This is a genomic window from Mycolicibacterium agri (genome assembly GCF_002553505.1).
Lineage (GTDB): Bacteria > Actinomycetota > Actinomycetes > Mycobacteriales > Mycobacteriaceae > Mycobacterium > Mycobacterium agri.
This window is the reverse complement of the sequence record NZ_PDCP01000001.1, coordinates 193,273-217,729: the sequence shown is the minus strand read 5'-3', so window position 1 is coordinate 217,729 and position 24,457 is coordinate 193,273. Positions and strand designations below refer to the sequence as shown.

At 64.4% G+C, this 24,457-nt stretch carries 21 protein-coding genes; 9 read left to right on the top strand and 12 right to left on the bottom strand.

Translation table 11 applies throughout. The features are described from left to right. Positions 1–32 precede the first annotated feature (32 nt). From CQY20_RS01045 to CQY20_RS01035, 3 genes are read right to left on the bottom strand one after another with little or no spacing between them, the layout of a single operon-like run. Positions 33–1,178: a sulfotransferase family protein gene (locus tag CQY20_RS01045; RefSeq protein ID WP_097937771.1), complete on the bottom strand. Its 1,146-nt coding sequence runs from the start codon at positions 1,176–1,178 to the stop codon at positions 33–35. Next, complete coding sequence (locus CQY20_RS01040) at positions 1,175–1,960, bottom strand: SDR family oxidoreductase (RefSeq protein ID WP_097937770.1); 786 nt, start codon at positions 1,958–1,960, stop codon at positions 1,175–1,177. Before CQY20_RS01040 ends, CQY20_RS01045 begins: the two co-directional genes overlap by 4 nt. Then, positions 1,960–3,087, bottom strand: a complete 1,128-nt coding sequence (locus CQY20_RS01035; protein WP_097937769.1) for a hypothetical protein — start codon at positions 3,085–3,087, stop codon at positions 1,960–1,962. The genes CQY20_RS01040 and CQY20_RS01035 overlap by 1 nt, the downstream gene beginning before the upstream one ends. A 90-nt stretch (positions 3,088–3,177) precedes the next feature. On the opposite strand from CQY20_RS01035, the gene CQY20_RS01030 reads away from it, so the two are divergent. Further along, positions 3,178–4,092: an IclR family transcriptional regulator gene (locus CQY20_RS01030; RefSeq protein ID WP_097937768.1), complete on the top strand. Its 915-nt coding sequence runs from the start codon at positions 3,178–3,180 to the stop codon at positions 4,090–4,092. Between the two features lie 87 nt (positions 4,093–4,179). On the opposite strand, the gene CQY20_RS01025 is transcribed toward CQY20_RS01030, so the two are convergent. The 5 genes from CQY20_RS01025 to CQY20_RS01005 form a co-directional block, all read right to left on the bottom strand. Then, positions 4,180–4,578 carry a hemophore-related protein gene (locus tag CQY20_RS01025; RefSeq protein WP_097937767.1) on the bottom strand — a complete coding sequence of 133 codons (399 nt, stop codon included), beginning with the start codon at positions 4,576–4,578 and terminating at the stop codon, positions 4,180–4,182. Positions 4,579–4,749: 171 nt separating this feature from the next. Further along, entirely contained in the window at positions 4,750–5,619 is an 870-nt protein-coding gene (rfbA, locus tag CQY20_RS01020) for a glucose-1-phosphate thymidylyltransferase RfbA (RefSeq protein WP_097937766.1), read from the bottom strand. A gap of 125 nt (positions 5,620–5,744) precedes the next feature. Then, a complete protein-coding gene (dmpG, locus tag CQY20_RS01015) occupies positions 5,745–6,758 on the bottom strand; it encodes a 4-hydroxy-2-oxovalerate aldolase (RefSeq protein ID WP_097937807.1) in 1,014 nt (337 codons plus the stop codon). A gap of 112 nt (positions 6,759–6,870) precedes the next feature. Next, positions 6,871–7,800, bottom strand: coding sequence for an acetaldehyde dehydrogenase (acetylating) (locus CQY20_RS01010; RefSeq protein WP_097937765.1), 930 nt, complete (start codon positions 7,798–7,800; stop codon positions 6,871–6,873). Between the two features lie 9 nt (positions 7,801–7,809). After that, entirely contained in the window at positions 7,810–8,595 is a 786-nt protein-coding gene (locus CQY20_RS01005; protein ID WP_097937764.1) for a 2-keto-4-pentenoate hydratase, read from the bottom strand. A 74-nt stretch (positions 8,596–8,669) separates the two neighbouring features. Here CQY20_RS01005 and kstD point away from each other — a divergent pair, with 74 nt between their 5' ends. Together kstD and CQY20_RS00995 are read left to right on the top strand one after the other, a co-directional pair. After that, positions 8,670–10,364 (top strand): 3-oxosteroid 1-dehydrogenase, encoded by a 1,695-nt coding sequence (gene kstD / locus CQY20_RS01000; protein ID WP_097937806.1) that lies wholly within the window; start codon positions 8,670–8,672, stop codon positions 10,362–10,364. Further along, positions 10,364–11,224, top strand: coding sequence for an enoyl-CoA hydratase ChsH3 (locus tag CQY20_RS00995; protein WP_097937763.1), 861 nt, complete (start codon positions 10,364–10,366; stop codon positions 11,222–11,224). Before kstD ends, CQY20_RS00995 begins: the two co-directional genes overlap by 1 nt. On the opposite strand, the gene CQY20_RS00990 is transcribed toward CQY20_RS00995, so the two are convergent. Continuing rightward, the gene (locus tag CQY20_RS00990) at positions 11,163–13,595 is read right to left on the bottom strand and encodes a putative bifunctional diguanylate cyclase/phosphodiesterase (RefSeq protein ID WP_163701219.1); all 2,433 of its coding nucleotides are present in this window, start codon (positions 13,593–13,595) and stop codon (positions 11,163–11,165) included. The genes CQY20_RS00995 and CQY20_RS00990 overlap by 62 nt on opposite strands. An 833-nt stretch (positions 13,596–14,428) precedes the next feature. On the opposite strand from CQY20_RS00990, the gene glmS reads away from it, so the two are divergent. The 6 genes from glmS to CQY20_RS00965 all read left to right on the top strand — a co-directional run bounded on the left by glmS (position 14,429) and on the right by CQY20_RS00965 (position 20,945). Next, positions 14,429–16,297, top strand: a complete 1,869-nt coding sequence (gene glmS, locus CQY20_RS00985) for a glutamine--fructose-6-phosphate transaminase (isomerizing) (protein WP_097937761.1) — start codon at positions 14,429–14,431, stop codon at positions 16,295–16,297. A gap of 535 nt (positions 16,298–16,832) precedes the next feature. Beyond that, a complete protein-coding gene (locus CQY20_RS34735) occupies positions 16,833–17,012 on the top strand; it encodes a hypothetical protein (protein WP_165789233.1) in 180 nt (59 codons plus the stop codon). A gap of 174 nt (positions 17,013–17,186) precedes the next feature. Next, entirely contained in the window at positions 17,187–18,782 is a 1,596-nt protein-coding gene (locus CQY20_RS00980) for a GMC oxidoreductase (RefSeq protein WP_097937760.1), read from the top strand. Between the two features lie 3 nt (positions 18,783–18,785). After that, positions 18,786–19,736: an aldo/keto reductase gene (locus CQY20_RS00975; RefSeq protein ID WP_097937759.1), complete on the top strand. Its 951-nt coding sequence runs from the start codon at positions 18,786–18,788 to the stop codon at positions 19,734–19,736. A 2-nt stretch (positions 19,737–19,738) separates the two neighbouring features. Further along, on the top strand, positions 19,739–20,278 hold the full coding sequence (locus CQY20_RS00970; protein WP_234816043.1) for a YdcF family protein: 540 nt from the start codon (positions 19,739–19,741) through the stop codon (positions 20,276–20,278). A 55-nt stretch (positions 20,279–20,333) separates the two neighbouring features. Next, entirely contained in the window at positions 20,334–20,945 is a 612-nt protein-coding gene (locus CQY20_RS00965) for an LbetaH domain-containing protein (protein ID WP_097937758.1), read from the top strand. Here the strand turns inward: CQY20_RS00965 and CQY20_RS00960 are convergent. The 3 genes from CQY20_RS00960 to CQY20_RS00950 are packed head-to-tail and all read right to left on the bottom strand — an operon-like array spanning position 20,878 to position 24,400. Further along, complete coding sequence (locus CQY20_RS00960; RefSeq protein ID WP_097937757.1) at positions 20,878–22,230, bottom strand: lipopolysaccharide biosynthesis protein; 1,353 nt, start codon at positions 22,228–22,230, stop codon at positions 20,878–20,880. The two genes, CQY20_RS00965 and CQY20_RS00960, sit on opposite strands and share 68 nt — an antisense overlap. After that, positions 22,227–23,120 (bottom strand): glycosyltransferase family 2 protein, encoded by an 894-nt coding sequence (locus tag CQY20_RS00955; RefSeq protein WP_234816042.1) that lies wholly within the window; start codon positions 23,118–23,120, stop codon positions 22,227–22,229. The genes CQY20_RS00960 and CQY20_RS00955 overlap by 4 nt, the downstream gene beginning before the upstream one ends. A gap of 11 nt (positions 23,121–23,131) precedes the next feature. Continuing rightward, positions 23,132–24,400, bottom strand: coding sequence for a hypothetical protein (locus tag CQY20_RS00950; RefSeq protein WP_234816041.1), 1,269 nt, complete (start codon positions 24,398–24,400; stop codon positions 23,132–23,134). Positions 24,401–24,457: the final 57 nt, after the last annotated feature.

Sequence of the window (24,457 nt, the reverse complement as noted above, 5' to 3'; positions counted from 1 at the left end):
TTGCGGACACGAGCGTCTGCTCGCGAGTGAAACTAGAGGCCTTTGAAGCGTTCCCGGACCGCGTCGGCGGTGAGCCCGTAGTCCTCCAGCGAGTACGTGTGCTTGGGCGCCCGCGGGCCCTGCTTGCTCTGGGCGTCGCTGGCCTGCATGGCCGCGCGCGCTTCATCGGTCATCTCGATGCCGAAATGGCGATAGATGGCCTCCACCGTGCCGATCGGATCGTTGACCAGATCGAAGTAATCCATGTCGTAGAACTGCGCCGGATTGTGTTTGGCCCGTTCGGCGGTGAACAACTCCAGCCCGCGCGACCACGTCTCCATCGCGTCGCGGCCGATCAACTCGCCGGTGAAGCTGTTCGACCAGCCCGCGGTGGTGTGCTGAGCCAGTGAGCACATCGACGCCATGATCGTCTCGACAGGGCGATGACATTGCACGACCAGCGCGTCGGGATGGGTGGCCATCAGGGCGTCGAGCGCGAACAGATGGCTGGGGTTCTTCAGCACCCACCGCTTGTCCACGTCGTTGAGGCCGATCAGCTGAAGGTTCTTGCGGTGCCGCTGATACGGCTTCGTCCAGTCCTGGCCGGCCAGCCACTGCGAGTAGGTCGGAAGGTGTGCCAACGTCTCGTAGGACACCGAATGCAGCGACTGCCGCAGCAGCTGCCAGCACTCCTCGACTTCATCGGCCGTCATGAAGTGCAGCCCCGTGTAGTCGGGGTTCTCGTTGTGCGCCTTGGTGAATCGGGCGTCGAGCTCGCGGAACACCGGGTTGTCTTTCCAGGTCTCCCGCGGCGGTCGCGGTTGCGGAAACTCGGCCAGCCACAGCTCCAGGCCCTGGTGACGCGGGTCCGCGCTCATCAGCCGATGCAGCGCGGTGGTGCCGGTGCGGGGCAGGCCGGTGACGAAAATCGGCCGCGCGATCGCCACATCGGCGTGCTGCGGGTACTGCTTCCACGCCGCCTCCGATATCAGCCGCGCGACCAACGCGTTGCGGACGAAGAAGCGGTTCATCTTGCTGCCGAGCTCCGTCAGATCGGCGTCGCGACGGTAGGACTCGAGCAGCACACCGAGCGCCTCGCGATAGTTGTCGTCGTCGGAGCCGAAATCGTCGAGGCCGCAAGCCTTTGTCGCCGAGGCATGCAGTTCCTCGACAGTCCCGACGTCGGTGCGCACAGTCACGCCTTGTACTCCCCGCAGTTCACATCCAACGACTGGCCCGTGATGCCGCTGGACAGGTCGCTGGCCATGAACAGAATTGCCGACGCCACCTCATCCTCGGTGGGCAGCCGCTTGAGGTCCGACGCGGCCGCGGTGGCCTTGTAGATCTCGTCGACGGTGGTGCCGTACTTCTTGGCCTGATGGGCGAAGTAGCCCTCCAGCGTGCCGCCCCAGATATATCCCGGCAGCACGGAATTCACTCGGATGCCCTTCTCGCCGAGCTCGGTGGCCAACGACTGCGACATCGCCAACAGCGCGGACTTCGCCATCTTGTAGGCGCCGTACTTGGCCTGCGAATGCCGCACCACCATCGAGTTGACGTTCACCACCGAGCCCTTGGCCTCGGCGAGCGCAGGCGTGAAGCCCTGAATCAGCCGCAGCGCTCCGAACACCGTCAGCTCGATGGCGTCGCGCATGTGCTCGAACGTGGTGTCGGCCAACGGTTTCATCGACGGCACCCGAAACGCGTTGTTGATCAGCACGTCGACCCTGCCGTACGCGTTGAGGGTTTCGGCGACCAGGTGGTTCACCTGCGCCTCGTCGGTGATGTCGGTACCGACGGCAAGAGCGCGCCTGCCCGGATCGGCGACCTGCTTGGCGACGTCGTCGAGCCGCTCGACGGTCCGCGCGGCCAGCACCAGGTCGGCGCCCGCCTCCGCGCAGCGGCGCGCCAACGTCGTCCCAAGCGCCGGACCGACACCGCTGATCACGACGACCTTGTCCGCGAGCAGGCCCTCGGCCATCATCCCACCATCCTGTCGGCGATCTGCTTCTGGCGCAGGGCAATCCGCTGCCGCCAGGCGTCCTCGGAGATCTTGTTCGCCTCGTAGTACGGCAACGCCTCTGCGACCTTGTCGATGTCGAGCAACTCGACGGTGGGGCCGTCGGCCTCGGTCAGCTCGCGCGACAGCCGCTGCCAACGGAACTGCAGATAGCCCTTGCGGTGGCCCAGTGTCTCCACCCAGTTCGTCACACCCGGGTTCGCGTCGGATACCACGATGCGGATCTTGCCGTCCGGATCGGCTTGTGCCTGCGTGCCGTTCAGCGAGGTCTGATGGTTGATGTAGTCGAGCGAGATGTACCACAGGCTGCCCAATTGGAAACCGAGATACGGGGCGTCGGGCACGGGCAGCGTGATGAGCAGCGCCTGATCGGGGTGCAGGTCGAAATGCCCGACCGACGAGTACTGCGTGGCCAGCCCGCCCGGCGTCAGCCGCGGGGCGACCATCGTGTTCACCGGCAGAGTGTTGTAGAACCACTGCGGGAACTGCAGCCAGGTCTTGACGCGCTGCACGAGCTGTTTTCCCGCTACCGCGTAACGCTTTTCGATCGTCTCCCGCGTCAGCGCAGGCGGCGCGGTGCCTGCCGTGTCGGTGCGCGAGATGCTGATATGGCCCCGCTGCGCTGACCAGTCGTTGTAAACCTCGCGAATCACCAACTGCGACGGGCTGTTCGGCGTGAATCGCCATTCGAAGGTGCCGTCGGAGGCGATGTCGAGTTCACGGTCGTCGAAGGCGGCCTGGCTGACGGGCACGTTGTCATCGGTGTACTCACCGCCGAGCAATTGGAAGCTCAGGTCGGTCGTCGTTCCGCGCTTACCGGTGACGACGTACTCGTGGCCGGACTGCACCCGGGTGCCGAAGTAGAGGGCGTCGGGGTTGTCGAGCCCCATCTTGGTGAACGGGCCGGTGCCCGACTGCAGGAACGGGTGGTCGCGCTCGTAGTCGAACGCCAGGTGCGTGCACGCGGCGACGCAGCCGGCCAGATATTGCAGGCCTTCCAGCAGATCGCCCTCGGATTCGATGAAGGGGGCGGCGGCGACCAAGCGTTCGGCTTCGGCGATCGCGTCGGCCAGTGGCTGCGTGTACACCCCTCGAAACTAGAACGTGTTCTCACTGTTCGTCAACGTTTCGGCGCAGCCGATTGTTCGATATTTGTAACGGTCAGGTACAGTTTTGACATGCCAGGCCGCGAAACGGCTGGTCGGCCGTCCCCGCCGACGGAGCGCGTCGTCGCGGTCCTCAACTTCCTCGCCAGGCACCCACAGCAGCGTTTCGGCGTATCGGAGCTGGCCCGTCAACTCGGGCTGAGCAAGCCCACCTGTCTCGGCATCGTCACGACACTGGCCGAGTGCGACTACCTGGTGCGCGACACGAACGACAAGACCTACCGGCTCGGCCCCGCGTTGATCACGTTGGGGCACACGGCCCAAGAGGCCATGCGAGTGGATCCTGCGGCCCGCACGGAACTGCGCAGGCTGTCGGGAATCGCGGGAACCACGGCCGCACTGTCCGCGGTGGTCGACGACCGCATCACGGTGCTCGACCTCGTCGGGCCGCCGGGCGCCGATGTCGGCGTCCAGGTCGGACAGAGCTATCCTTTCGCCCCGCCGGTGGGGCTGATGTTCGTGTTGTGGGACGACGCGGCCCTGCGCGACTGGTTGGCCAGGGAGCCGACGGTTCCGCTGCGCACCGACGGTGAGCGGCTGCAACGCGTCGTCGACGAGTGCCGCCGCACGGGATATCTCGTCGAGCGCCTTACCCCCGCGGGTCGACGGCTGTACGGCCTGATGGCCGGGATGTCGAGCCGGCTGCCCGACGAACTGCGCGCGCTGCTGGGCGAATTGGTCGCCGATATCGGCGAACGGGTCTATCTGCGCAGCGAAACCCCGCAGGGCAGCAGGCAACGCCACGACATCAGCGTCATCTCGGCGCCGGTGTTCGACCATCACCAGCGCCAGGCCATGGTGGTGTCCCTGCAGATCGGCACGGCGCTCACCGACGGGGAGATCGCCAAACGCGCCCGCGCGTTGACCACCACCGCCGATGCCCTGACCAGCAGGCTCGGTGGAACCAAACCGGCCTTCGACGGTTAGCCCCGAAAAGCACTCATCGCGCCGACGAAGTGCCGACGCGATGAGCGGTGCGGGCAAGGCTCCATCAACTTGCCCGCGTGTGCGTGGTTAGACCCCGTGCAGCGCCTCCGAGATCGGCGTCGGCCGGACCGGCATGTTGCACTGCGCCGTGAGATCCTCAGCCGGCTTGTTGATGGCCTTCAACTCCGTTTCCACCTGCGGGTTGTCGGCGAAATAGGCGCGGTAGGCGATTTGCGCCTCACTCATCGGCTGCTTGGCGATCTCCGTCAGTGCCCGATCCGTCGCGGGATTGGCTTCCAGGTACGCGCTCGTCTGCTCCGAGACCGTGCTCGACGTGCTCGCGATCGCACTGAACGTGCAGGATTCGGTGTCAGGTGCCGCGTTGGCGGCGGGAACGATCATCGCTGCGGATGCGACGCCACCAAGCAGGCCGCCTGCGAACATGCCGTACAGGCCGCGGCGGACGGTCGTTGCGGACATCTTCATCGGGAATTCACTCCTTTATGGGTCTGCGATTGGTCGCACACAAGGCATGCCCGAATGGGAAATCACTAAACGACTGCGATTGCGCGATGGCGCTTCGATTACGCCGTCGTAGCTGGACAGCGCCGCATTTGAACGCCGCGAAAAATTTTGCTTAGCACGGCTAGCCGGCCGTTATCCAGCCCGGTCGAGAAGGTCGAGCAGATAACTGCCATAGCCCGATTTGACGAGCTTTTCGGCGCGTTCCCGCAACTCGTCGTCGGTGACGTAGCCCAGGCGCCACGCGACCTCCTCGGGTACGCCGATCTTGAGTCCCTGGCGCTCTTCGATGGTGCGCACGTAGTTGCCGGCGTCCAGCAGCGAGTCGAATGTGCCGGTGTCGAGCCACGCCGTGCCGCGGGGCAGCACCTCCACGCACAACCGGCCCTGCTCCAGGTAGGCGCGGTTGACGTCGGTGATCTCGTATTCGCCGCGCTCGGAAGGCGCCAGACCCGCGGCGATCTCGACGACGTCGTTGTCGTAGAAGTACAGCCCGGGTATCGCGTACGGCGATCGCGGTGATTTCGGCTTCTCCTCCAAAGACACCGCGCGAAAGTTGTCGTCGAACTCGACGACGCCGTAGGCGGTGGGGTTGGCGACCCGGTAGGCGAAGATCACGCCGCCGTCGATGTCGCGGAAGCGGCTGAGTTGTGAGCCAAGGCCCGGCCCGTAAAAGATGTTGTCGCCCAACGCAAGTGCGGCCGAATCCGAGCCGATGTGGTCTTTGCCGATGACGAATGCCTGCGCCAGGCCGTCGGGTGAGGGCTGCACCGCGTACGTGATCGACAGCCCGAATTGATGGCCGTCGCCGAGCAGATTGGTGAAGGCTGCGGCATCTGTGGGCGTGGTGATCACCAGGACGTCGCGGATGCCCGCCAACATCAGCGTGGTCAGCGGGTAGTAAATCATCGGCTTGTCGTAGACAGGCAGCAGCTGCTTGCTGGTGCCCAACGTGATGGGATGCAGCCGCGATCCTGTCCCCCCGGCCAGAATGATTCCTCGCACAGCGGGGATTCTGCCAGGTGTCGTCGAACAAGCGGCACCGGAATGCGCACTTCCGCATTTTGCCGACGCGGTCCTCGCGCGAATTCGCGCGCCTTATCCGGCGGTGAAATGGCGCGGATAAGCGCTTAGTGCGTTGCCTTTTCGCTTTCCTGTTCGCGTTTGATCTCCAGCGCGATGTCGATCAGTTGATCTTCCTGACCGCCGATGAGCTTGCGCTGACCCGCGCGGTGCAGCAGCTGATGAGCGGGCACGCCGTAGCGTTCGGATTGCCGGATGGCGTGCTTGAGGAAGCTGGAGTAGACGCCCGAGTAGCCCATGATGAGCGCGTTGCGGTCGAGCAGGCACTCGGCGGGCATCGCGGGTGCGACGACCTCTTCGGCGGCGTCGGCGATGTCGAAGAAGTCGATGCCGGTCTTGACGCCGATCTTGTCGAACACACCGATCAGCGCCTCGACGGGGGCATTGCCGGCGCCCGCGCCGAAGCGGCGGCATGAGCCGTCGATCTGCTTGGCGCCGGCGCGGACGGCCTCCACGCTGTTGGCCACGCCGAGGCCGAGGTTCTCGTGGCCGTGGAAGCCGACTTGTGCGTCGTCGCCGAGTTCGGCCACCAGCGCCTGCACCCGGTCGCGGACCCCTTCGAGCACCAGCGCGCCCGCCGAATCGACGACGTACACGCACTGGCAGCCGGCGTCGGCCATGATCCGGGCCTGCTCGGCGAGCTTCTCCGGCGGGATGGTGTGGGCCATCATCAGGAAGCCGACCGTCTCGAGACCGAGGTCGCGGGCCAGCCCGAAGTGCTGGATCGAGACGTCGGCCTCGGTGCAATGGGTGGCGATGCGGCAGATCGAGCCGCCGTTGTTCTGTGCCTCCTTGATGTCGTCCTTGGTGCCCACACCGGGCAGCATCAGGAACGCGATCTTGGATTCCTTTGCGGTTTCGGCGGCGAGCTTGATCAACTCCTGCTCAGGGGTTTTGGAGAATCCGTAGTTGAAGCTCGAGCCGCCGAGACCGTCCCCGTGGGTGACCTCGATGACGGGCACGCCCGCGGCATCGAGCGCCGCGACAATTGCGTGCACTTCATCCTTGGTGAACTGGTGGCGCTTGTGGTGCGACCCGTCGCGCAGCGACGTGTCGGTCATCCGGACGTCCCAGATCGGGTTGAAATAAATGCCTGTGCTCACGACTCGGCTCCCGCTCGCTCCGGTCCTGGCTTCGCTGCGATCCTCACTCGCGCCCGCCTTCGGTCGGTATTCATGCCTGGCCTCCCGCTGTCGCTGTCAGGGACTCCTTGGCGATCTCCTCGCCGACTTTCGTCGCCGCGGCGGTCATGATGTCCAGGTTTCCAGCGTAGGGCGGCAGATAGTCGCCCGCACCCTCCACTTCGATGAACGTGGTGACGACGTGATTGCCGCCGTTGACCACAGAAGGTTCGTCGAACTGCGGCTCGTTGAGCAGCCGGTAGCCGGGCACGTACGTCTGCACCTCGGCGACGACGTCCTTGATCGACTGCGCGATGGCGTCGCGGTCGGCGTCCTCGGGAATGGCGCAGAAGATGGTGTCGCGCATGATCATCGGCGGGTCGGCGGGGTTGAGGATGATGATCGCCTTGCCGCGCTTGGCGCCGCCGATCGTCTCGACGCCCTTGCTGGTGGTCTTGGTGAACTCGTCGATGTTGGCGCGGGTGCCAGGACCGGCCGACACCGACGCCACCGACGCCACGATCTCGGCGTAGGGCACTCCCCCTTTTTCTGACAACGCGCGATTAACGGCGTAGACGATCGGGATGGTGGCCTGCCCACCGCAGGTGATCATGTTGACGTTGGGTGCGTCGAGGTGCTCGCGCAGGTTGGCCGGCGGGATGACCGCGGGCCCGACGGCGGCGGGCGTCAGGTCGATCGCGCGGATGCCGGCCGCGGCGTACTTCGGGGCGGCGTCTCGGTGCACGTAGGCGCTGGTCGCCTCGAACAGCAGGTCGGGTTTCTCGTCGAGGCTCAGCAGCCAGTCCGCGCCCTCGGCGCTGGTCTCCAGCCCCAGCTTGCGGGCCCGCGCCAGGCCTTCGCTTTCCGGATCGATACCGACCATCCAGCGCGGTTCCAACCACTCCGAGCGCAACAGCTTGTAGAGCAGATCGGTGCTGATGTTGCCGGATCCGACTATCGCTACGGATGCCTTGCTGGGCATATGTGCTCCTTACTCGAACGACAGGTGGACCGAGCCCAGCCCGTCGAAGTCGGCGACGAAATCGTCGCCCGGTCGCGCGTCGATGGCCTTGGTGCACGATCCGGGCAGCACGATGTCACCAGCCTTCAACCGAACGCCGAAACTGTCCACCTTGCGGGCCAGCCACGCCACCGCGGTCACCGGATTGCCGAGAACCGCATCGCTGCGCCCCTTGGCGACGACTTCACCGTTGCGGGTCAGGACCGCGTCGATGTTGCGAATGTCGATGTCTTTCGGCGAAACTCGCGCTTTGCCGAGCACCCAGCCCGCCGACGACGCGTTGTCGGCGATCGTGTCGCACAGCTTGATCTTCCAGTCGGTGATGCGGGTGTCGATCAACTCGATCGCGGGCGCGAACGCCGCGGTGGCCGCCAGCACGTCGTCCTCGGTGCAGCCCTCCCCCGGCAGGTCGTCGGCGAGGACGAAGCCGACCTCGACCTCGACGCGGGGATAGAGGTACTTCCCCGCGGGCACCGGCCGGTCTTCGAAGACCTCCATCTCGTCGAGCAGGTGGCCGTAATCGGGCTCGTCGACGCCCATCATCTCCTGCATCGCCTTGCTGGACAGCCCGACTTTATGGCCGACGACTCGGGCGCCCTCGGCGACCCGCTGCCGAATGTTGATCAGCTGGATCTCGTAGGCATCGACCACGTCGATGTCGGGGTTGTTACTGGTCAGCGGCGCGATTGCGACCCGGCTGCGTTCGGCCTCGGCCAGGTCGGCGGCGAGCCGATCACGCACCTCGACAGAGAGCATGGATGTGAATTCCCCTCGTGTTGTCCGACCGGGTCAGTTGTTCGGCGGCCGGGCAATTCTATAACGTGTTCTACATGACAGGACAGGAGTTCGACGTCGTCGTGGTGGGAAGCGGCGCCGCGGGCATGGTCGCTGCGCTCACCGCCGCCCATCAGGGCCTCTCAACAGTAGTCGTGGAGAAGGCTCCGCACTACGGAGGTTCCACTGCGCGGTCAGGTGGCGGCGTGTGGATTCCGAACAACGAAGTGCTCAAGCGCGCAGGCGTCACCGACACGCCCGAGGCGGCGCGGACCTACCTGCACCACATCATCGGCGACGTCGTCCCGCCCGAGCGCATCGACACCTTCCTCGAGCGCGGACCCGAGATGCTGTCGTTCGTGCTGCAGCACACGCCGCTGAAGATGTGCTGGGTGCCGGGTTACTCCGACTACTACCCGGAGTCGCCCGGCGGTCGGCCCGGTGGCCGCTCCATCGAACCCAAACCGTTCGACGCCAAGAAGCTCGGCCCGGAGCTGCCGGGACTGGAACCGCCGTACGGCAAGGTGCCGCTGAATGTGGTTGTGATGCAGCAGGATTACGTGCGGCTGAACATGCTCAAGCGGCACCCGCGCGGCGTGCTGCGCAGCCTGAAGGTCGGCGCGCGCACGATGTGGGCGAAGGCCACCGGCAAGAACCTGGTCGGCATGGGCCGCGCGCTCATCGCTCCGCTGCGGATCGGCTTGCGGGAGGCCGGGGTTCCGGTGCGGCTGAACACTGCGATGACCGACCTCTATGTCGAAGACGACGTGGTGCGCGGCATCTACGTGCGCGATACAAATGCGCCGGAGTCGTCGGAACCGGAGCTGATCCGGGCCCGCCGCGGCGTGATCCTCGGCTCGGGCGGGTTCGAACACAACGAGCAGATGCGGGTGAAGTACCAGCGGGCGCCGATCAGCACGGAGTGGACGGTCGGCGCGAAGGCCAACACCGGCGACGGCATCATCGCCGGCGAAAAGCTCGGCGCGGCACTCGACGTCATGGAGGACGCGTGGTGGATCCCGACGGTCCCGCTGGTCGGCGCCCCGTGGATCGCGCTGTCGGAACGTAACTCGCCCGGCGCGATCATGGTCAACATGTCGGCCAAGCGGTTCATGAACGAGTCGCTGCCGTACGTCGAGGCCGGACACAAGATGTATGGCGGCGAATACGGCCAGGGACCCGGTCCCGGCGAGAACATCCCGGCGTGGCTGATCTTCGACCAGCGATATCGCGACCGCTATATCTTCGCGGGACTTCAACCCGGACAGCGGATTCCGAACAAGTGGCTGGAATCGGGCGTGATCGTCAAGGCGGACACCATCGAGGAGTTGGCCGCCAAGGCGGGCCTGCCCGCCGACCAACTGGCGGAGACGGTGTCGCGGTTCAACGGATTTGCACGCAGCGGTGTCGACGAGGATTTCCACCGCGGCGAAAGCGCCTACGACCGCTACTACGGCGATCCCACCAACAAGCCGAATCCCAATCTGGGCGAGATCAACCATGCGCCGTTCTATGCGGCCAAGATGGTGCCCGGCGATCTCGGCACGAAGGGCGGCATCGTCACCGACGTTCATGGTCGCGCCTTGCGTGACGACGGCTCGGTGATCGAGGGCCTGTACGCGGCGGGCAACGTGAGTGCCCCGGTGATGGGCCACACCTACCCCGGTCCCGGCGGGACGATCGGCCCCGCGATGACGTTCGGATACCTTGCGGCACTGCATATTGCGGGGAAGGACTCGGGGAAGAACTGATGCCTATCAATCTCGACGAGGCGCTGGGCGCAGAGCTCGACCCGGTCGAGTTCTCGTGGACCAGCAGCGATGTGCAGCTGTATCACCTCGCGCTGGGGGCGGGCCAGGACCCGATGGACAAGCGCGAGTTGCGGTATCTCGTCGATGACACCCCGCAGGTGTTGCCGACGTTCGCCAACGTGGCGGCGAGCTTTCACATGACCGAACCGCCGCAGGTGAAGTTCCCGGGCATCGACATCGAGTTGAGCAAGGTGCTGCATGCCAGCGAAGCGGTGTCGGCACCCGCGCCGATCCCGCCGTCGGGAACCGGTGTGGCCGTCACGAAGTTCACCGATATCTGGGACAAGGGCAAGGCCGCGGTGATCTGGTCGGAGACGACGGTCAAGACGCCCGAAGGCACACCGTTGTGGACGCAGAAGCGGTCGATCTTCGCGCGCGGCGAGGGCGGGTTCGGCGGTGAGCGCGGCCTGTCGACGTCGTCGGAGCCGCCGCAGCGGGAGCCCGATTACGAGCTGTCCATTGCGGTTTCACCACAGCAGGCGCTGCTGTACCGGATGTGCGGGGATCGCAATCCGCTGCATTCCGATCCCGACTTCGCCGCGGCGGCAGGCTTTCCCCGGCCGATCCTGCACGGGCTGTGCACCTACGGGATGACGTGCAAGGCGATGGTCGATGCACTATTGGACGGCGACACGTCGCGGGTGGGTTCCTACGGAGCTCGGTTCGCCGGGGTAGTGTTCCCCGGTGAGACTTTGACGGCGAGAGTGTGGAAAGACGGCGACGGCTTCCGCGCGGTCGTCATGGCTCCTGCCCGCGACGATGCGGTCGCGCTCGCCGGCGTAGAGCTGATACCGGCCTGAACGCCGGCATATGGCGCCCGACGGGGCTTCCGCCGTTGCCCGCGTGGCTGGCCAGCATCGCCATCGCGACCGCGAACCGCGCTGTCGCCGATTCGTGCCGTTCCTCGGCGTCGGCGAGTTCCGCTAGCACATCAAGCGTTTCGGCGGCGGTGAGCGGCTGGTAGTAATAGTGGCCCTGCGCGAAATCACAGCCGTAACCCGTGAGCATGGCCGCGATGGCTGGACTTTCAACGCCCTCGGCGACCGTGCGGACGCCCAGTGTGCGGCACAAGTCGATGACGGACCGCAAGATCGCCGCTGCGCGCGGATCCTCGGTGACCGACGCGCACAATGAGCGGTCGAGTTTGATTTCGTCGATCGGCAGATGGCGGAAGTGATTCAGTGACGAACTTCCGTTACCGAAATTGTCGATCGCAATCGTGACGCCGAGGCGGTGCAGTCCGTCGAGCACGTGGCGGCCTCGGTTGAGGTTGTCGAGCAGGAACTCTTCTGTCACCTCGACCGCCAACGCCGACGGCGTCAACCCCTTCCTGTGCAGTGCATTGTCCAAGCGGGCGGGAAGATCCACGTCAGCCAGGGTTGGTGGAAACAGGTTGATGGCAACGGGAACTCGGTAGCCACGCGAATGCCAGTCGGCGGCGTCGTCGAGGGCCTGTTGGAAGACCAGCTCGTTCATGGCGTACATGAGGGCGTTGTGCCGCACCAACGGCAGGAATTGTCCGGGGTAGAGCAGACCACGCTCGGGATGGTGCCACCGCACCAGCGCTTCCATACCGACGATCTCACCGGTGGCCATGCACAGCTTCGGCTGGTAATGCAGTACCAGTTCTCCCTGTGCAATGGCTTGGCGCAACTGCGCGAGCAGTTTCATTCCGCAGCGAGTGGTGGCGGGCTCGTCGGCCTCGGAGGTGTAGACGAGATGGCGGCCCTGGCCCTGTTTGGCCCGGTACATCGCGATATCGGCGTGACGCAAAAGGGTTCCGAGGTCGCGTCCGTGCTCTGGGCTTATGGCGATGCCGACGCTCGCGCCGGTCTGTACATGCAGGCCGTCGAGCACCACCGATTTTTCCAGGGCACGATTGAGTGCGTCCGCTACGGGGACCGCGCGGTCAGCACAGGTGTGAGGTAGGAGAATCGCGAATTCGTCGCCGCCTAGCCGCGCCACGATGTCCTCATCGCGCAACGACTCGCGGATTCGTGCGGCCACGGTACGCAGCAGTTCGTCACCAGCCGCGTGACCGAGCGAATCGTTGAAGTCCTTGAAGTGGTTGAGATCCGCCAGCAGCAGCGCGCATTTCGGTGTCGAGCCGTTCGAGCCATGGTCGGACAGGACTGTTGCGGCTTGGTTGTAAAAGCCGCGCCGGTTCAGCAACGCGGTCAGCTCGTCGGTCTGCGCCAGATGGGCTTGCTCACCGGCGTGACGGGCCTCGGAGAACACGGTCGCCTGCCGGCCGAGCGCGGCCAACAGCGTCGCCACCGCCAGATATCCCACCAAGGGGTTGATGTCCGCATAGGTCGCTGCCATCAATGCGCTGATCACAGACATGGCTGCGATCAAAGGCACGACGGCCTTCGACATGGACACCGCCCGCATCCGGGTGGTCCTCGGCCCCTCGTCCCGTCCTGGAGTGAGGGCTAGTGCGGTCACCGCAATCAGGTACGCGGCAACACTCAGGCCGCTGAATGTGTGGGAGCCCGATACCAGTTCGGCGGCGTAGATGCAGTCGGCGAAGCCGATGGCGAGCAAGCTCGCGGAGATCAACAACAACGACGACCGCGGTGGCGAGCAGAAGAACAACATGGTCCCCGCGATGAGGGTGAGCAGCAGAACGTCCACCACCGGAGGCACGAACGTGGTCGCGGGCAGTGCATAGACTCGTCCGAGCACCGCGGCCACCAAAGCCGCCGTTGTGACCGCGCCGAACCCGATGACCAGCCCGTCGAATGCGCGCGTCAACGGCCGGCGGTGCAAGCCGGTGCGCATCAGCAAGACGATGGCGAGAAAGACGCATATGTAGAAGGCGGCCCGCTGCGCATGGCTCAGCACGGCGACGGGCAGCAGATCCAGTGCGCGCACCACGGCCTCGTTGCGGCCGATGTTGGAGAGTCCGAACAGCATCACGGCCGCGACGATGGATGCTTGGACTGCGCGGCCGGACGGCGAGTTCGACTTCCTCATCAGGCAGAGCAGCGTGGCTGCGGTGTAGGCCAGCGACTGCACGACGACGTCAGTCCATGCTTCAGCCCATGGAAAGCTCAGCTCAACCGCTGCCGCCGAGGTGACTACAGCGGTTGCGATGACCGCCAACAGCAGGAGTTCGACGATTCTCTTGGATGCCGACCTGCGGGACCTCCGAGCCAGGCGGCTCATTAGGGCACCATTAGCTAACATCGCGGACCTCTCCGACGGCCGCGCAACCGAACGCCATCGCCTCCTATGAGCAAATTCATCTCCCACCTTGCCCTCAAGAGAGAATTGTCCGTACCCCTAGGTCGGGCGGCCAGTCGGGCGCCTCTGTAAATATTTGCGAGAATCGCAGCACCGAGCGTACATGCGAAGCTGACAACTGCGTCAGTTTTCGCAAATTGGCTTGCGCTGTTTCGCGGCCCGCTCGCCGGCCACGAGAGGGATTTACCATGGTGGAGTGGGACTATCGTGCTAAACATCCTGCTAAAACGTCGGCAGAGCTGCGGAGATTAGTGCCCCCGCGAGGTCGCTCGTCCATTCGCCGGTTTGTGCAACAACCTTTTCCTGCTTGCGAGACACGAAGCAACCTTCTGTTTCATAACGGAATTTGCTACAAGATCATATGTGCGATACGGCGTTGCCCTATCCTACGCAGCGGGTCCACTTACTCGACACCACGGCGTGCTTAGAGCTAACAACAACGGCGTGATATTAGGAAACGGATCGAGCCTGTCGTTAGCAACGCGTAGTAGCTGGTTTAGCTGTACTGACCACCGCCAACTCCGCCGTTCGGACACGCCGCGACAGTGCGCCCGGCATTTGCCCGGCTCACGAGGCGCCTAGGCATACATGGACCTCGCCGTGTCATTTGCTATCTCTACGTCTGCGATGTTGTGAATTCTGCGACTTCTCGTCGATGTACGTATCAATCCAGCTCGAAGGGTGTTGCTTTAGAAGTGACGTAATTTCTCGCAAACTATTACTTTGTTGCTAAATCTGCCGTACCGTGTTGAGCTATGTGTGGGATCGTCGGTTATGTAGGGCATAGGCCCGCGTGTGAGGTAGTCATCGGCGCCCTGCGCAGGATGGAGTACCGAGGCTACGACTCCGCTGGAATCGCTCTGGTGAACGATTACGGCACGTTGACCGTGCGCCGCCGCGCGGGACGGCTGGTCAACCTGGAATCGGCGCTCGATGAAGCCGAGGGCACGGCGCTGCGCGGTCACTGCGGCGTCGGGCATACGCGTTGGGCCACCCACGGCAGGCCGACCGATCGGAATGCGCACCCGCACAGTGACGCAGCGGTCAAGATCGCGGTCGTCCATAACGGGATCATCGAGAACCACGCAGAACTGCGCAGGGAGTTGGAGGCCGACGGGGTCCGCTTCGGCAGCGACACCGACACCGAAGTCGCCGTGCACCTGGTCGCGCGCCACTACCAGCATGGTCCGACCGCCGGCGACTTCGAGCGTTCGGTGTTCGCGGTGCTGCGCCGTCTCGAGGGCCATTTCACGCTGGTGTTCGCCAACGCCGACGAACCGGGAAAGGTCGTCGCTGCCCGCCGCTCCACGCCGCTGCTGCTCGGCGTTGGCGATGGGGAGATGTTCGTCAGCTCCGACGTCGCCGCGTTCATCGAATACACGCGCGATGCGGTCGAACTCGGCCAAGACCAAGCGGTGGTCATCACTGCTGAGGGTTATCGAATCACCGACTTCGACGGGGTGGCAACCGATGTCGGTTGGCGGACGTTTCACGTCGACTGGGATCTGTCGGCCGCCGAGAAAGGCGGCTACGAGTACTTCATGCTCAAGGAGATCGCCGAGCAGCCCTCGGCGGTCGCCAATACGCTGGTCGGCCATTTCGTCGACGGCCGCATCGTCCTCGATGAGCAGCGGCTGACGGATCAGGACCTCCGCGAGGTCGACAAGGTGTTCATCGTCGCGTGCGGCACCGCCTATCACTCCGGGCTGCTCGCCAAGTATGCGATCGAGCACTGGACGCGGCTGCCCGTCGAGGTCGAGTTGGCCAGCGAGTTCCGGTACCGCGACCCGGTTTTGGACCGCAGCACACTGGTGATCGCGATCTCTCAGTCGGGCGAAACGGCCGACACGCTGGAAGCGGTGCGCCACGCCAAGGAGCAGAAGGCCAAGGTGCTGGCGATCTGCAACACCAACGGCAGCCAGATCCCGCGCGAATGCGACGCCGTGCTCTACACCCGCGCCGGGCCGGAGATCGGGGTGGCGGCGACAAAGACGTTCCTGGCCCAGATCGCGGCGAATTACCTTGTCGGCCTGGCGCTTGCGCAGGCAAGGGGCACCAAGTACCCCGACGAGGTAGAGCGCGAGTACCGCGAGCTGGAGGGCATACCGGAGTTGGTCGCGCGGGTGCTCGACAACATCGAGCCGGTCGCCGCGTTGGCGCGGCAGTTCGCGCTGTCGTCGACGGTGTTGTTCCTCGGCAGGCACGTGGGCTACCCCGTGGCGCTGGAGGGCGCGTTGAAGCTCAAGGAGCTGGCGTATCTTCATGCCGAGGGTTTTGCGGCGGGTGAGCTCAAGCACGGACCGCTCGCGTTGATCGAGGACGGGCTGCCGGTCATCGTGGTGATGCCGTCGCCGAAGAGTTCTCCGGTGTTGCATGCCAAGCTCGTGTCGAACATCCGCGAGATCCAGGCGCGCGGCGCGATGACCATCGTGATCGCCGAAGAGTCCGATGAGACCGTCCGGCCATACGCTGACTATCTCGTCGAAATTCCCTCGGTTTCAATGCTTTTCCAACCATTGCTGTCCACAGTCCCGCTGCAGGTGTTCGCCGCGTCGCTCGCGAAGGCGCAGGGCTATGACGTGGATAAGCCGCGCAATCTCGCGAAGTCCGTGACGGTCGAGTAACAGGTTGTGCACTTGCGGAACCCCGCGCAGTGTCTGGTGTCGTCCTGAGGTGGGCAAGGCGTCGCATCACGCCCTCGTAGGCTTTCCAGGCGAACACGCCCACCGCAAGGGCAATGACTGTGGCAGCCACCAGGCGCACACCGTGGAGCAGGCTCGAAGCGTCAACGCCGGAAACCGACCCGTGATCGCCGACGGCCGAGGGATCGCCGAGCAGCGACGCCGCCCATTCCAAGAAGAAGAAGGTCTGCGGCTGGGTGAGGTAAATCCACAGTGATGCGCCGGCTAACACAGCTGTGATTCGGCGCAAACCAGCAAGCACAGGCACTCGACTGATCCAGATGAGCACCACCAGGCCGCCAAGGATAACCAGTTTCCGGGTGGGCTGGTCGTCGAAGAACCCAGGAAACAGGGATCCGCACATCGCAGCGGCAGTTAACAGAAGGCGCTGGCCGACGCGCGTTGCGCGCAGAGCCACCAGCCGGTTGCGAATAACCACACGGTCGTCACCGGCCGATACCCTGCCGGAGGTGTCGCAGTGATCAAGGCCGGACGTTCGGAATGGTCATTCCAGCTGTCAACGAAGCCCAACCGCCGGATCGCGCTCGGAGCCGACATCGTCAACCTCCTCGATCACGGGGCCCAAAGTGAAATCTGTGCACGCGTGATTCTGCCAACTTCTGACCGCGGCCACTGGCAGATTGGCAACGTTAGCTAATTTTGCTTGAAATCACTTCACCCGCCGATAGTCCTCGTGCCACGCCGTAATTGGTCACCTTTATTGCAGATCCCAGCTATCGCTGTGCGAAATGGCGGTTACAGGCCGAGACTATAGGAGCTATGCTGTCATGATGTTCAGCGAATCATCTATGTCAGCAGAGCGCGGGCTGTGATGAGCGCCGAACCCACCTATGATGCCGTCGTCGTCGGTTCCGGCGCCGCGGGTTCCTGGGCCGCGAAGGAGCTCACAGAAAGCGGGCTTCAGGTCGCCCTGTTGGAGGCCGGCAGGAACATAGACGTCAGCCGAGATTTCCCCGAGCACGCGACCGTGGGTGCCGTAGGGCTGAGAGGTCGCGCGAAAGCGGCCCTTCACGGCCAGCCGGTCCAAGCGCAGTGTGCGGCGTTCTCCGAGACCACCAAGCAGTTCTACGTCAACGACAGACAGAATCCCTACACGACGCCGCGGGGGAAACCGTTCCTTTGGTACCGGGGGCGCCAACTCGGTGGCCGTCTTCACACATGGTCCAGACATGTACCACGGATGTCGAATCACGAGTTCAAGTCCAAGACCATGCGTGGCTTCGGCACGGATTGGCCCATTTCCTACGAGGACGTCGCGCCTTACTACGACACCGTCGAGTCAACCCTCGGCGTTTACGGCACGGCTGCGGGCATTCCCAACTGCCCGGACGGCCGGTTCATCGGCCGGCCCAAGACGACGAGGATCGAAGACAGCTTTCTGTCGAACGTCGAGCAGCGACTTCCTCACATCCGCGTGACATATGGCAGGACGGTGAAATACGACACTGAAAGGATCCCCCTGCCACTAAGACTCGCCAACGCAACCGGTCACTTGGACCTGCGCACCGACGCCGTGGTACGGCGAGTGCTGACCGATGGCAGATCAGGCAAGGCGACCGGCGTCGAATACGTCGATCGTACGGCGGGAACGACTCACATGGTGCGAGCACGGGTGGTCGTCCTCTGCGCGTCGGCGATCGAGAGCGTACGGATCATGATGAACTCTCGGTCACCGGAACATCCGCGCGGTATCGGCGGTTCGTCGGACCACCTCGGTCGCCATCTCTGCGACCACGTCACGGTGGCTCTCACCGGTGAGGTAGATGAAGCAGATGCCGAGGCTGAACCGTCCGAAGACGGTTTCGACTTCGCGGCGACGGGCCTCTACATTCCCAACTTCTGCGAGCAGGAAACGACGAGTTTTCCTGGGGGATATGGAATTCAGATCGGAATCGGCCGCGGCAAGCCGACCTGGGGGATGTTCGCATTGGGCGAGATGGCCCCCAGATTCGAGAACCGCGTGTCGCTGGACCCCGTAAAGAAGGACGCATGGGGCATTCCGGCCGCCAGAATCGACTGCGCCCACACGGACGACGAAATCAGGATGGCCGCGCATATGCGCCGCAGGATGCCAGATATCGCCGCAGCCGGCGGTCTGCGCGTCGACGCCAATCTCGATCTCGGCCGCGGAAACATCGTTTTCAGGATGCTTCGATCAAGGGTTTTCACGGGCTACGGGGCATACTGGCCGGGTGCGGCCGTCCACGAAACCGGTGGCGCGCGCATGGGCGACAATCCGGCCAATTCGGTGCTCAATCCCATGTGTCAGTGCTGGGATGCGGAGAACGTCTTTGTTACCGACGGCGCCTGTTTCGTCTCGTCGGGTTTTCAGAACCACACTCTGACGATGATGGCCCTCACGGTGCGGGCGTGTGAGTTCATCGCTAATGATTACCTGAAGACCTGATACATGGAGTATGGAAAGGTCGCCGGAATAGACAAACCGGTATCGCGAATCGTATTCGGCGGCGACCGGTTGCGGACTAGGCGTGTCTCACAGCTGCCGGCACGTCGCCGGGAACGTCGCGCGCTTGAACTCCTGGACCGCGCGATCGAGTTGGGATGCAACGCATTCGACACCGCGCGCGTGTACGGCGACAGTGAGCGCACGCTGGGGGCCTGGATACGACGGCGCCGCATCCGCGACGAGGTGGTTGTCATCAGCAAGGGGTGTCACCCGGATGGTGCGGGATACTCACGACTTGCCGCACAACATGTATCAGCAGACCTGCACGCATCGTTGAAGGCGCTAGGAACCGATTACATCGACCTGTACCTGCTGCACTATGACGACCCGGCCGCTCGGATTGAAGCGGTTCTGGAACGGCTGAATCGTCACGTCGAGGCCGGCGAGATAGCCGCGATAGGGGCTTCCAACTGGTCTCATCAGCGAATTGCCGCCGCCAATGCGGCGGCTTTGAGCCGAGGTTGGAAGCCGTTGCGCGCCTCCAGCGTTCAGTTCAGCCTCGCCGACTGGACGCGGCCGCCCTGGCCCGGCGCTGTCACGCTCGGCGGGGACAGCGAGCACAGTGCAAGGCAGTGGTATGCCGAAAGCGATCTGCCGGTCTTCGCCTGGTCCAGTCTGGCGCGGGGGTTCTTCTCACAACCGATGAGCGAATGGGCCGCAACATATTTCGGCACGGAAACCAATAACCGGCGGCGCGAGCGTGCCCGGGACTTCGCCCATGACAATCACATCACCGTCGCTCAGGTTGCGCTCGCCTACGTGTTGAGCCACCCGCTGCGGGTCTTCGCAGTGGTGGGCTGCACGACGGAGCAGAAACTCGCTGATGACATCGGCGCGATGTCTGTGAAGCTCGACGAACAGACACTGCATTGGCTCTCCACGGGGCAGCGCTGACGGTGAGGCGGCTGGGAGCCGCGCTGGCGGCAATCGCAGGTGTCGTGCTCGTGGCCGGGCTTGCCGGAGTGCCCGTTTATGTGCACCCGCAGGTCGATCGGCCGCGCCAGGCCGACGCGATACTCATTCTCGGCGGCCCCGACTCGAGCCGGTACTCATATGGGCTCGGGCTCGGTGCACAAGGGTGGGCGCCCAACGTCGTCGTTTCGAATCCCGACGGGGCCGAGGACCCGTGGCTGACGCGCTATTGCCAGACCCCGCAGACAAGATTCAAGCTGTATTGCTTCACCCCGGATCCGCCGACGACCAAAGGCGAAGGCCAAGAGCTCAGACGGTTGGCTTCGAAACACAATTGGCGAGCCGTCCTCGTTGTCACGTTACGGCCGCACATCTCCCGAGCCCGGTTCATTCTGGAACGCTGTTTCAGCGGTGAACTGACAATGGTGCCGATCCCCGAACGTCTCTCACCCGCCATCTGGGCGTTCCAGTACGTCTATCAGACCGCGGGTTATGCGCGGGCGCTACTGCAGCCGGAATGTTGAGTCGACTATGCCGTCCCATGCCCTGCCATGCCATCCCGCGCCATATGATCGGCCGATGATGCGCGACCGAGGCAAACTCATCCGGCTGGCCCGCATCTGGGCCTATCCACTATGGCACAGCGTCATTCGTTCACAGGCGGCAGACGATGTGGCGGCCGACGTCGACTTCTGGATCGACTGCATCGACGGACCCGATCTGCACAAACTCGACCTTTATTCGCGCTTCGCATATCTTTCCGGCGCGCTTCCCGAGTTTCGGACGCTGGTGCACTACCGCCTCCGCTCGTCGCCGTGGCCGCTTCGGCTTCTGCTCCGCAGGCTGTACAGGCCGTCGGCCACGCTGACACTTGAGGCGGACCGGATCGGTCCCGCACTGTTCATCCAGCACGGTCTCGGCACCATTGTCTCCGCGGTCTCCATCGGCTCGCACTGCTGGATCAACCAGCAGGTCACGATCGGCTACAACGCGAAGGGCAGGCCGACGCTTCATGACCGCGTCCGTGTCGGAGCGGGGGCGGTCGTCATAGGCCCGATCACCCTTCACGACGATGCGACCGTGGGCGCCAACGCGACGGTCATCCACGACGTCCCTGCCGGAGTCACCGTAGTTGCGCCGCTCGCAACGGTTCTCGAGCGTCGACACGAGAACGGCGACGCACCAACCTAGGCACCCAGAGCAGGTCGGGTATCACCTGCGCGACGAAGATCGCGAATGCGGATGCGAAAGCGACGCCCGCAGCGCCGAACGCCTCCTGGGCCGCACAGCCAAGGCCGATGCTGAGCGTGGCCATCGCCAGCGCCCACAATGCCTGCCACCGCGCCTCGTCGGGCCTGGTCAAGAGCACCATGGCCGGCAGATGCAACGCCTGCGCCAGCAGCACGGCACCGAATCCCGCCGCCAGCCATACCGATACAGAAATCCGACCACCAGACAAAACCCTCGCCGCCCACGGCGCGAGCAGCACCAGGAACAGGGCGCCCGCAGCAGTCACTGCGCCGAGGGCTCCCGTCAGACGCCACCACATTCGGACCGTGACCTCGGTGGCCTCTCGCCTCTTGACGAAGATCGGCCAGTAGGCAAGGGCGGCCGTGGACAACACCTGCCAGAAGATGGCATAGATCTGCGCCATCAGCGCGTAGCGCGAAACCTCCGCCGGCGTCGAGATATGCGCGAGCAGAATGCGTCCGCTCTGCGACCCGATCGGTAGCCCGACCCCGACAAGGAAAAGCCACAAGCTGCCTGCCAGTAGGCGAGATGCCTGCCGGGAAGGCGAAACCTTAGAGAACGCAGTCAAGCCCAGGCCGGACAGGCGAAGTGCCAGCACCGTGCCTACTGTCTGGCCGATGAGCAGCCCACCCAGCGCCGAGACCGCATACCAGATACCGCTGGCGTTGACGCCGTAGAGCAGAAGGGTCAGGCCGAGACCGAACCCCGGACAACTCATCAGCACCAGCGTTGCCAGCGGATTGCGGTCGATGCCCACGAGGATGCGCGGACCGAGGCCGGCGGGAATCGTGAGCGCGAAGATACATGCGCCGACAGTGATCGCCCACCGATCGTCGGGCCCACTCGCGAAGCCGACGACCGCACTCCAGCCGTCCACCGCCATCACGCCAAGCGACACCGTGATGAGGGCAGCGGCAATGCCGAACAAGACGCGGTAGGCGCGGCGAATGACGTCGGCAGCACCTTCATCGCGGTGGGGTCCGACCAGCATTGCACTGGCGCTAAGCACGGTCGCACCGACGCCGAGGTCGGCGAAGGGGAAGACCAGCGTAATGGTCGCCACCAGCGAGACAAGGCCGAATACCGCTTCACCGGTCTCCCGCACGATGATCGCCGTGTTGACAAGTCCCAGCAGCGCGACGGCGGGCGTGCCGACGATCCGGTAGAGCGGCCCGTAGAGAAGTGCCCGGCGCTCCGCTGGTGCCAGACGATCGGGCTCGATCATCGCCGGATTGCCCAGTCCGCGGTGCGCAAGACGATCCTGAGCGCATTGAGTGCCGCGTACGTCATCGCAAACGGACCCGGTGCGCCGTGTCGCACCGCCGACGAAACTGCCCGCCGCACACCGGTCAACGAACGCGCCGACACCGCCGCGCTGACCGGGCTTGTGCACAGGTAGTCACCGAGGATTCGCGGCGACTCCATGCCCAGATGCTGCAATCCCCAGCTGATGTAGGTGTCGGTGCGGTCGATGCTCTGGCGTGATGCGGACGGCCCGGTGATGTTGTACACGCTTAGCGCGTCGGGAAGTTGAACCACATGAAGGGTGGGGATGGTGCGCTGAGCGCGGATCAGCCAGCTGGGCTCGTCGTGCGGTTCGTCGTCGATCTCGCCCCAGCGCACACAACGGGCGAGCGCGGTGGGAAAGCACAGCGTCGATGTCTGCAGATTGGCATTACCGACGCTCAAACCGTCGAAACGGAATAGATACTCCGCCACCGACTCCCCCGGTTCGATGAGTCGCCGGGGCCACATCCTTCGCCTGCTGCCGGGGCCCTGCACCAGCATTCTCGACGACACGACCCAGTGGTCGGTGTCGAGCGCGTCGGCGGCCGCGAGTTGGCGCGCGATCTTGGTAGGAGACCAGACGTCGTCGTCATCGAGAAGTGCGATCACCGATCCGCTCGCGGCCTCGATGCCCAACTGTCTACTGTGAGCGGGTCCGCCGGCATCGTCATTTCGCAGCACGCGTATTCGGTCATCGGCGGGAACGCGGATCCGCGCGTCCGTGCCCGCGACCACCATGATCTCTTTGACCGGGTGGGTTTGATCGAGAATCGACTGCACGGCTTGCATGAGTGATGGCCGCCCCATCGTGGCGATCACCGCAGTCACGCTCGACTTCATCATGGCTCGATCAGCGACCCGGGATCGTGTGCACGAAAGTGTATGGCCGAGAAGAACAGTGCAATGCACGCAAAGGTAGGAATCATGTTGTACTGCCACGGGCCGTACAGCAGGTCCCATAGTCCTTGCAGAGCCACCGTCGCGCCGAGGGGCGCCCACCGTTCGAGCCTCGTGAAGTTGCAGATGATCCCGAGGCACGCGACAAGCAGCCAGGCGGGTAGAAGAACAGCCAGGACACCCCCCTCCGCCCATGCGCCAAGAAGAATCGAATGCGTGGCGGAGTAGTCGGACGGTGGGATTCGCCATATGGCGTCGAACGGGAACTCAGGGCTGAAACCCATTCGGATGGCGAGATGTTCAGCCTGGGTGTACATGTCCTGGGTGAAGTTCATCGCGTTTCCCCATCCGAGAAGCGGGCGCTGGGAAATGGCGGTGAACGTCATCGGCGGTTCACTTCTGCCGGCGAGCAGCAGCGGCACATCCACCGCGTCCTGCTGGAGTGTCTTGCGCTGCAGCGCCGACCCGAACAGGCCGGTTCTCGCTGCGATGGGCATCACATACGCGAAGGCCAGCCCGACCCCGATCAACCCCGCGAATTGCCACCGGCGCCGTATCCGGGAACCGAGCGCCAGGTTGATGAACAGCAGGGCCGATGCGAGCACGCACACCAGCGCGTGTGAGCGGTAGTTCAATCCAAGGCTCGCCAGCCCGAGCACCGCCAGCGCGGACGGCGACAACCAAGCGGGTGCCCGCGCCGCGGTCAGGGCATACAGGATGAGAACCGTTACAGCAGAGGCGATTCCGTACTTCCACATATCGAGGAAGCTCCCCGTATGGGTGAGTTTGATGCCCTGCGTCAGGAAGAAGGCGACGGTGCCGACGGCAAGGCCGGCCATCATGGTCGCGATTGCGTCCACCCTCCGTCCGGTGAGCACCGTCAGCCCCATCAGATACAACCCGAAGGCCGCCGGCGCGACCGCGTTCGGCCACAGCACGCTGGAGTGGTTCACAAGGCACGACGCGAGGAACGAGATCCAGCCCAGGGCGGCAAGCACGAGTGGCAGTAGATCGGCCCCCCGGTGGGTCATCATCAGCCAGCCCGGTACGAGCAGTAGGCAAACCACTGACACGGAGGTCACGGTGACGTTGGCAATCTGCACGAACGATGTCGCACCGATCGCGAACAGCGCCGCATGGCCGCCAATCAGCCTGCGCAGGTGACGCCGCTCCGGCAGCGCGCCGGCGGGCGCTGAACCCGTTGCTACCACGACACCACCCCCAGTCGACGGGCGTTCGCCATACTTGAACGATAGCTGTTAATTCAG

Excerpts from the sequence above, each read along its gene's own strand:
- CQY20_RS01040 (WP_097937770.1), bottom strand. The coding sequence starts at position 1,960 with ATGGCCGAGGGCCTGCTCGCGGACAAGGTCGTCGTGATCAGCGGTGTC.
- CQY20_RS01030 (WP_097937768.1), top strand. The coding sequence starts at position 3,178 with ATGCCAGGCCGCGAAACGGCTGGTCGGCCGTCCCCGCCGACGGAGCGC.
- CQY20_RS01025 (WP_097937767.1), bottom strand. The coding sequence starts at position 4,578 with ATGAAGATGTCCGCAACGACCGTCCGCCGCGGCCTGTACGGCATGTTC.
- dmpG (WP_097937807.1), bottom strand. The coding sequence starts at position 6,758 with ATGACCGACACGTCGCTGCGCGACGGGTCGCACCACAAGCGCCACCAG.
- CQY20_RS01010 (WP_097937765.1), bottom strand. The coding sequence starts at position 7,800 with ATGCCCAGCAAGGCATCCGTAGCGATAGTCGGATCCGGCAACATCAGC.
- CQY20_RS01005 (WP_097937764.1), bottom strand. The coding sequence starts at position 8,595 with ATGCTCTCTGTCGAGGTGCGTGATCGGCTCGCCGCCGACCTGGCCGAG.
- kstD (WP_097937806.1), top strand. The coding sequence starts at position 8,670 with ATGACAGGACAGGAGTTCGACGTCGTCGTGGTGGGAAGCGGCGCCGCG.
- CQY20_RS00995 (WP_097937763.1), top strand. The coding sequence starts at position 10,364 with ATGCCTATCAATCTCGACGAGGCGCTGGGCGCAGAGCTCGACCCGGTC.
- CQY20_RS00990 (WP_163701219.1), bottom strand. The coding sequence starts at position 13,595 with ATGAGCCGCCTGGCTCGGAGGTCCCGCAGGTCGGCATCCAAGAGAATC.
- glmS (WP_097937761.1), top strand. The coding sequence starts at position 14,429 with ATGTGTGGGATCGTCGGTTATGTAGGGCATAGGCCCGCGTGTGAGGTA.
- CQY20_RS00980 (WP_097937760.1), top strand. The coding sequence starts at position 17,187 with ATGAGCGCCGAACCCACCTATGATGCCGTCGTCGTCGGTTCCGGCGCC.
- CQY20_RS00975 (WP_097937759.1), top strand. The coding sequence starts at position 18,786 with ATGGAGTATGGAAAGGTCGCCGGAATAGACAAACCGGTATCGCGAATC.
- CQY20_RS00965 (WP_097937758.1), top strand. The coding sequence starts at position 20,334 with ATGATGCGCGACCGAGGCAAACTCATCCGGCTGGCCCGCATCTGGGCC.
- CQY20_RS00960 (WP_097937757.1), bottom strand. The coding sequence starts at position 22,230 with ATGATCGAGCCCGATCGTCTGGCACCAGCGGAGCGCCGGGCACTTCTC.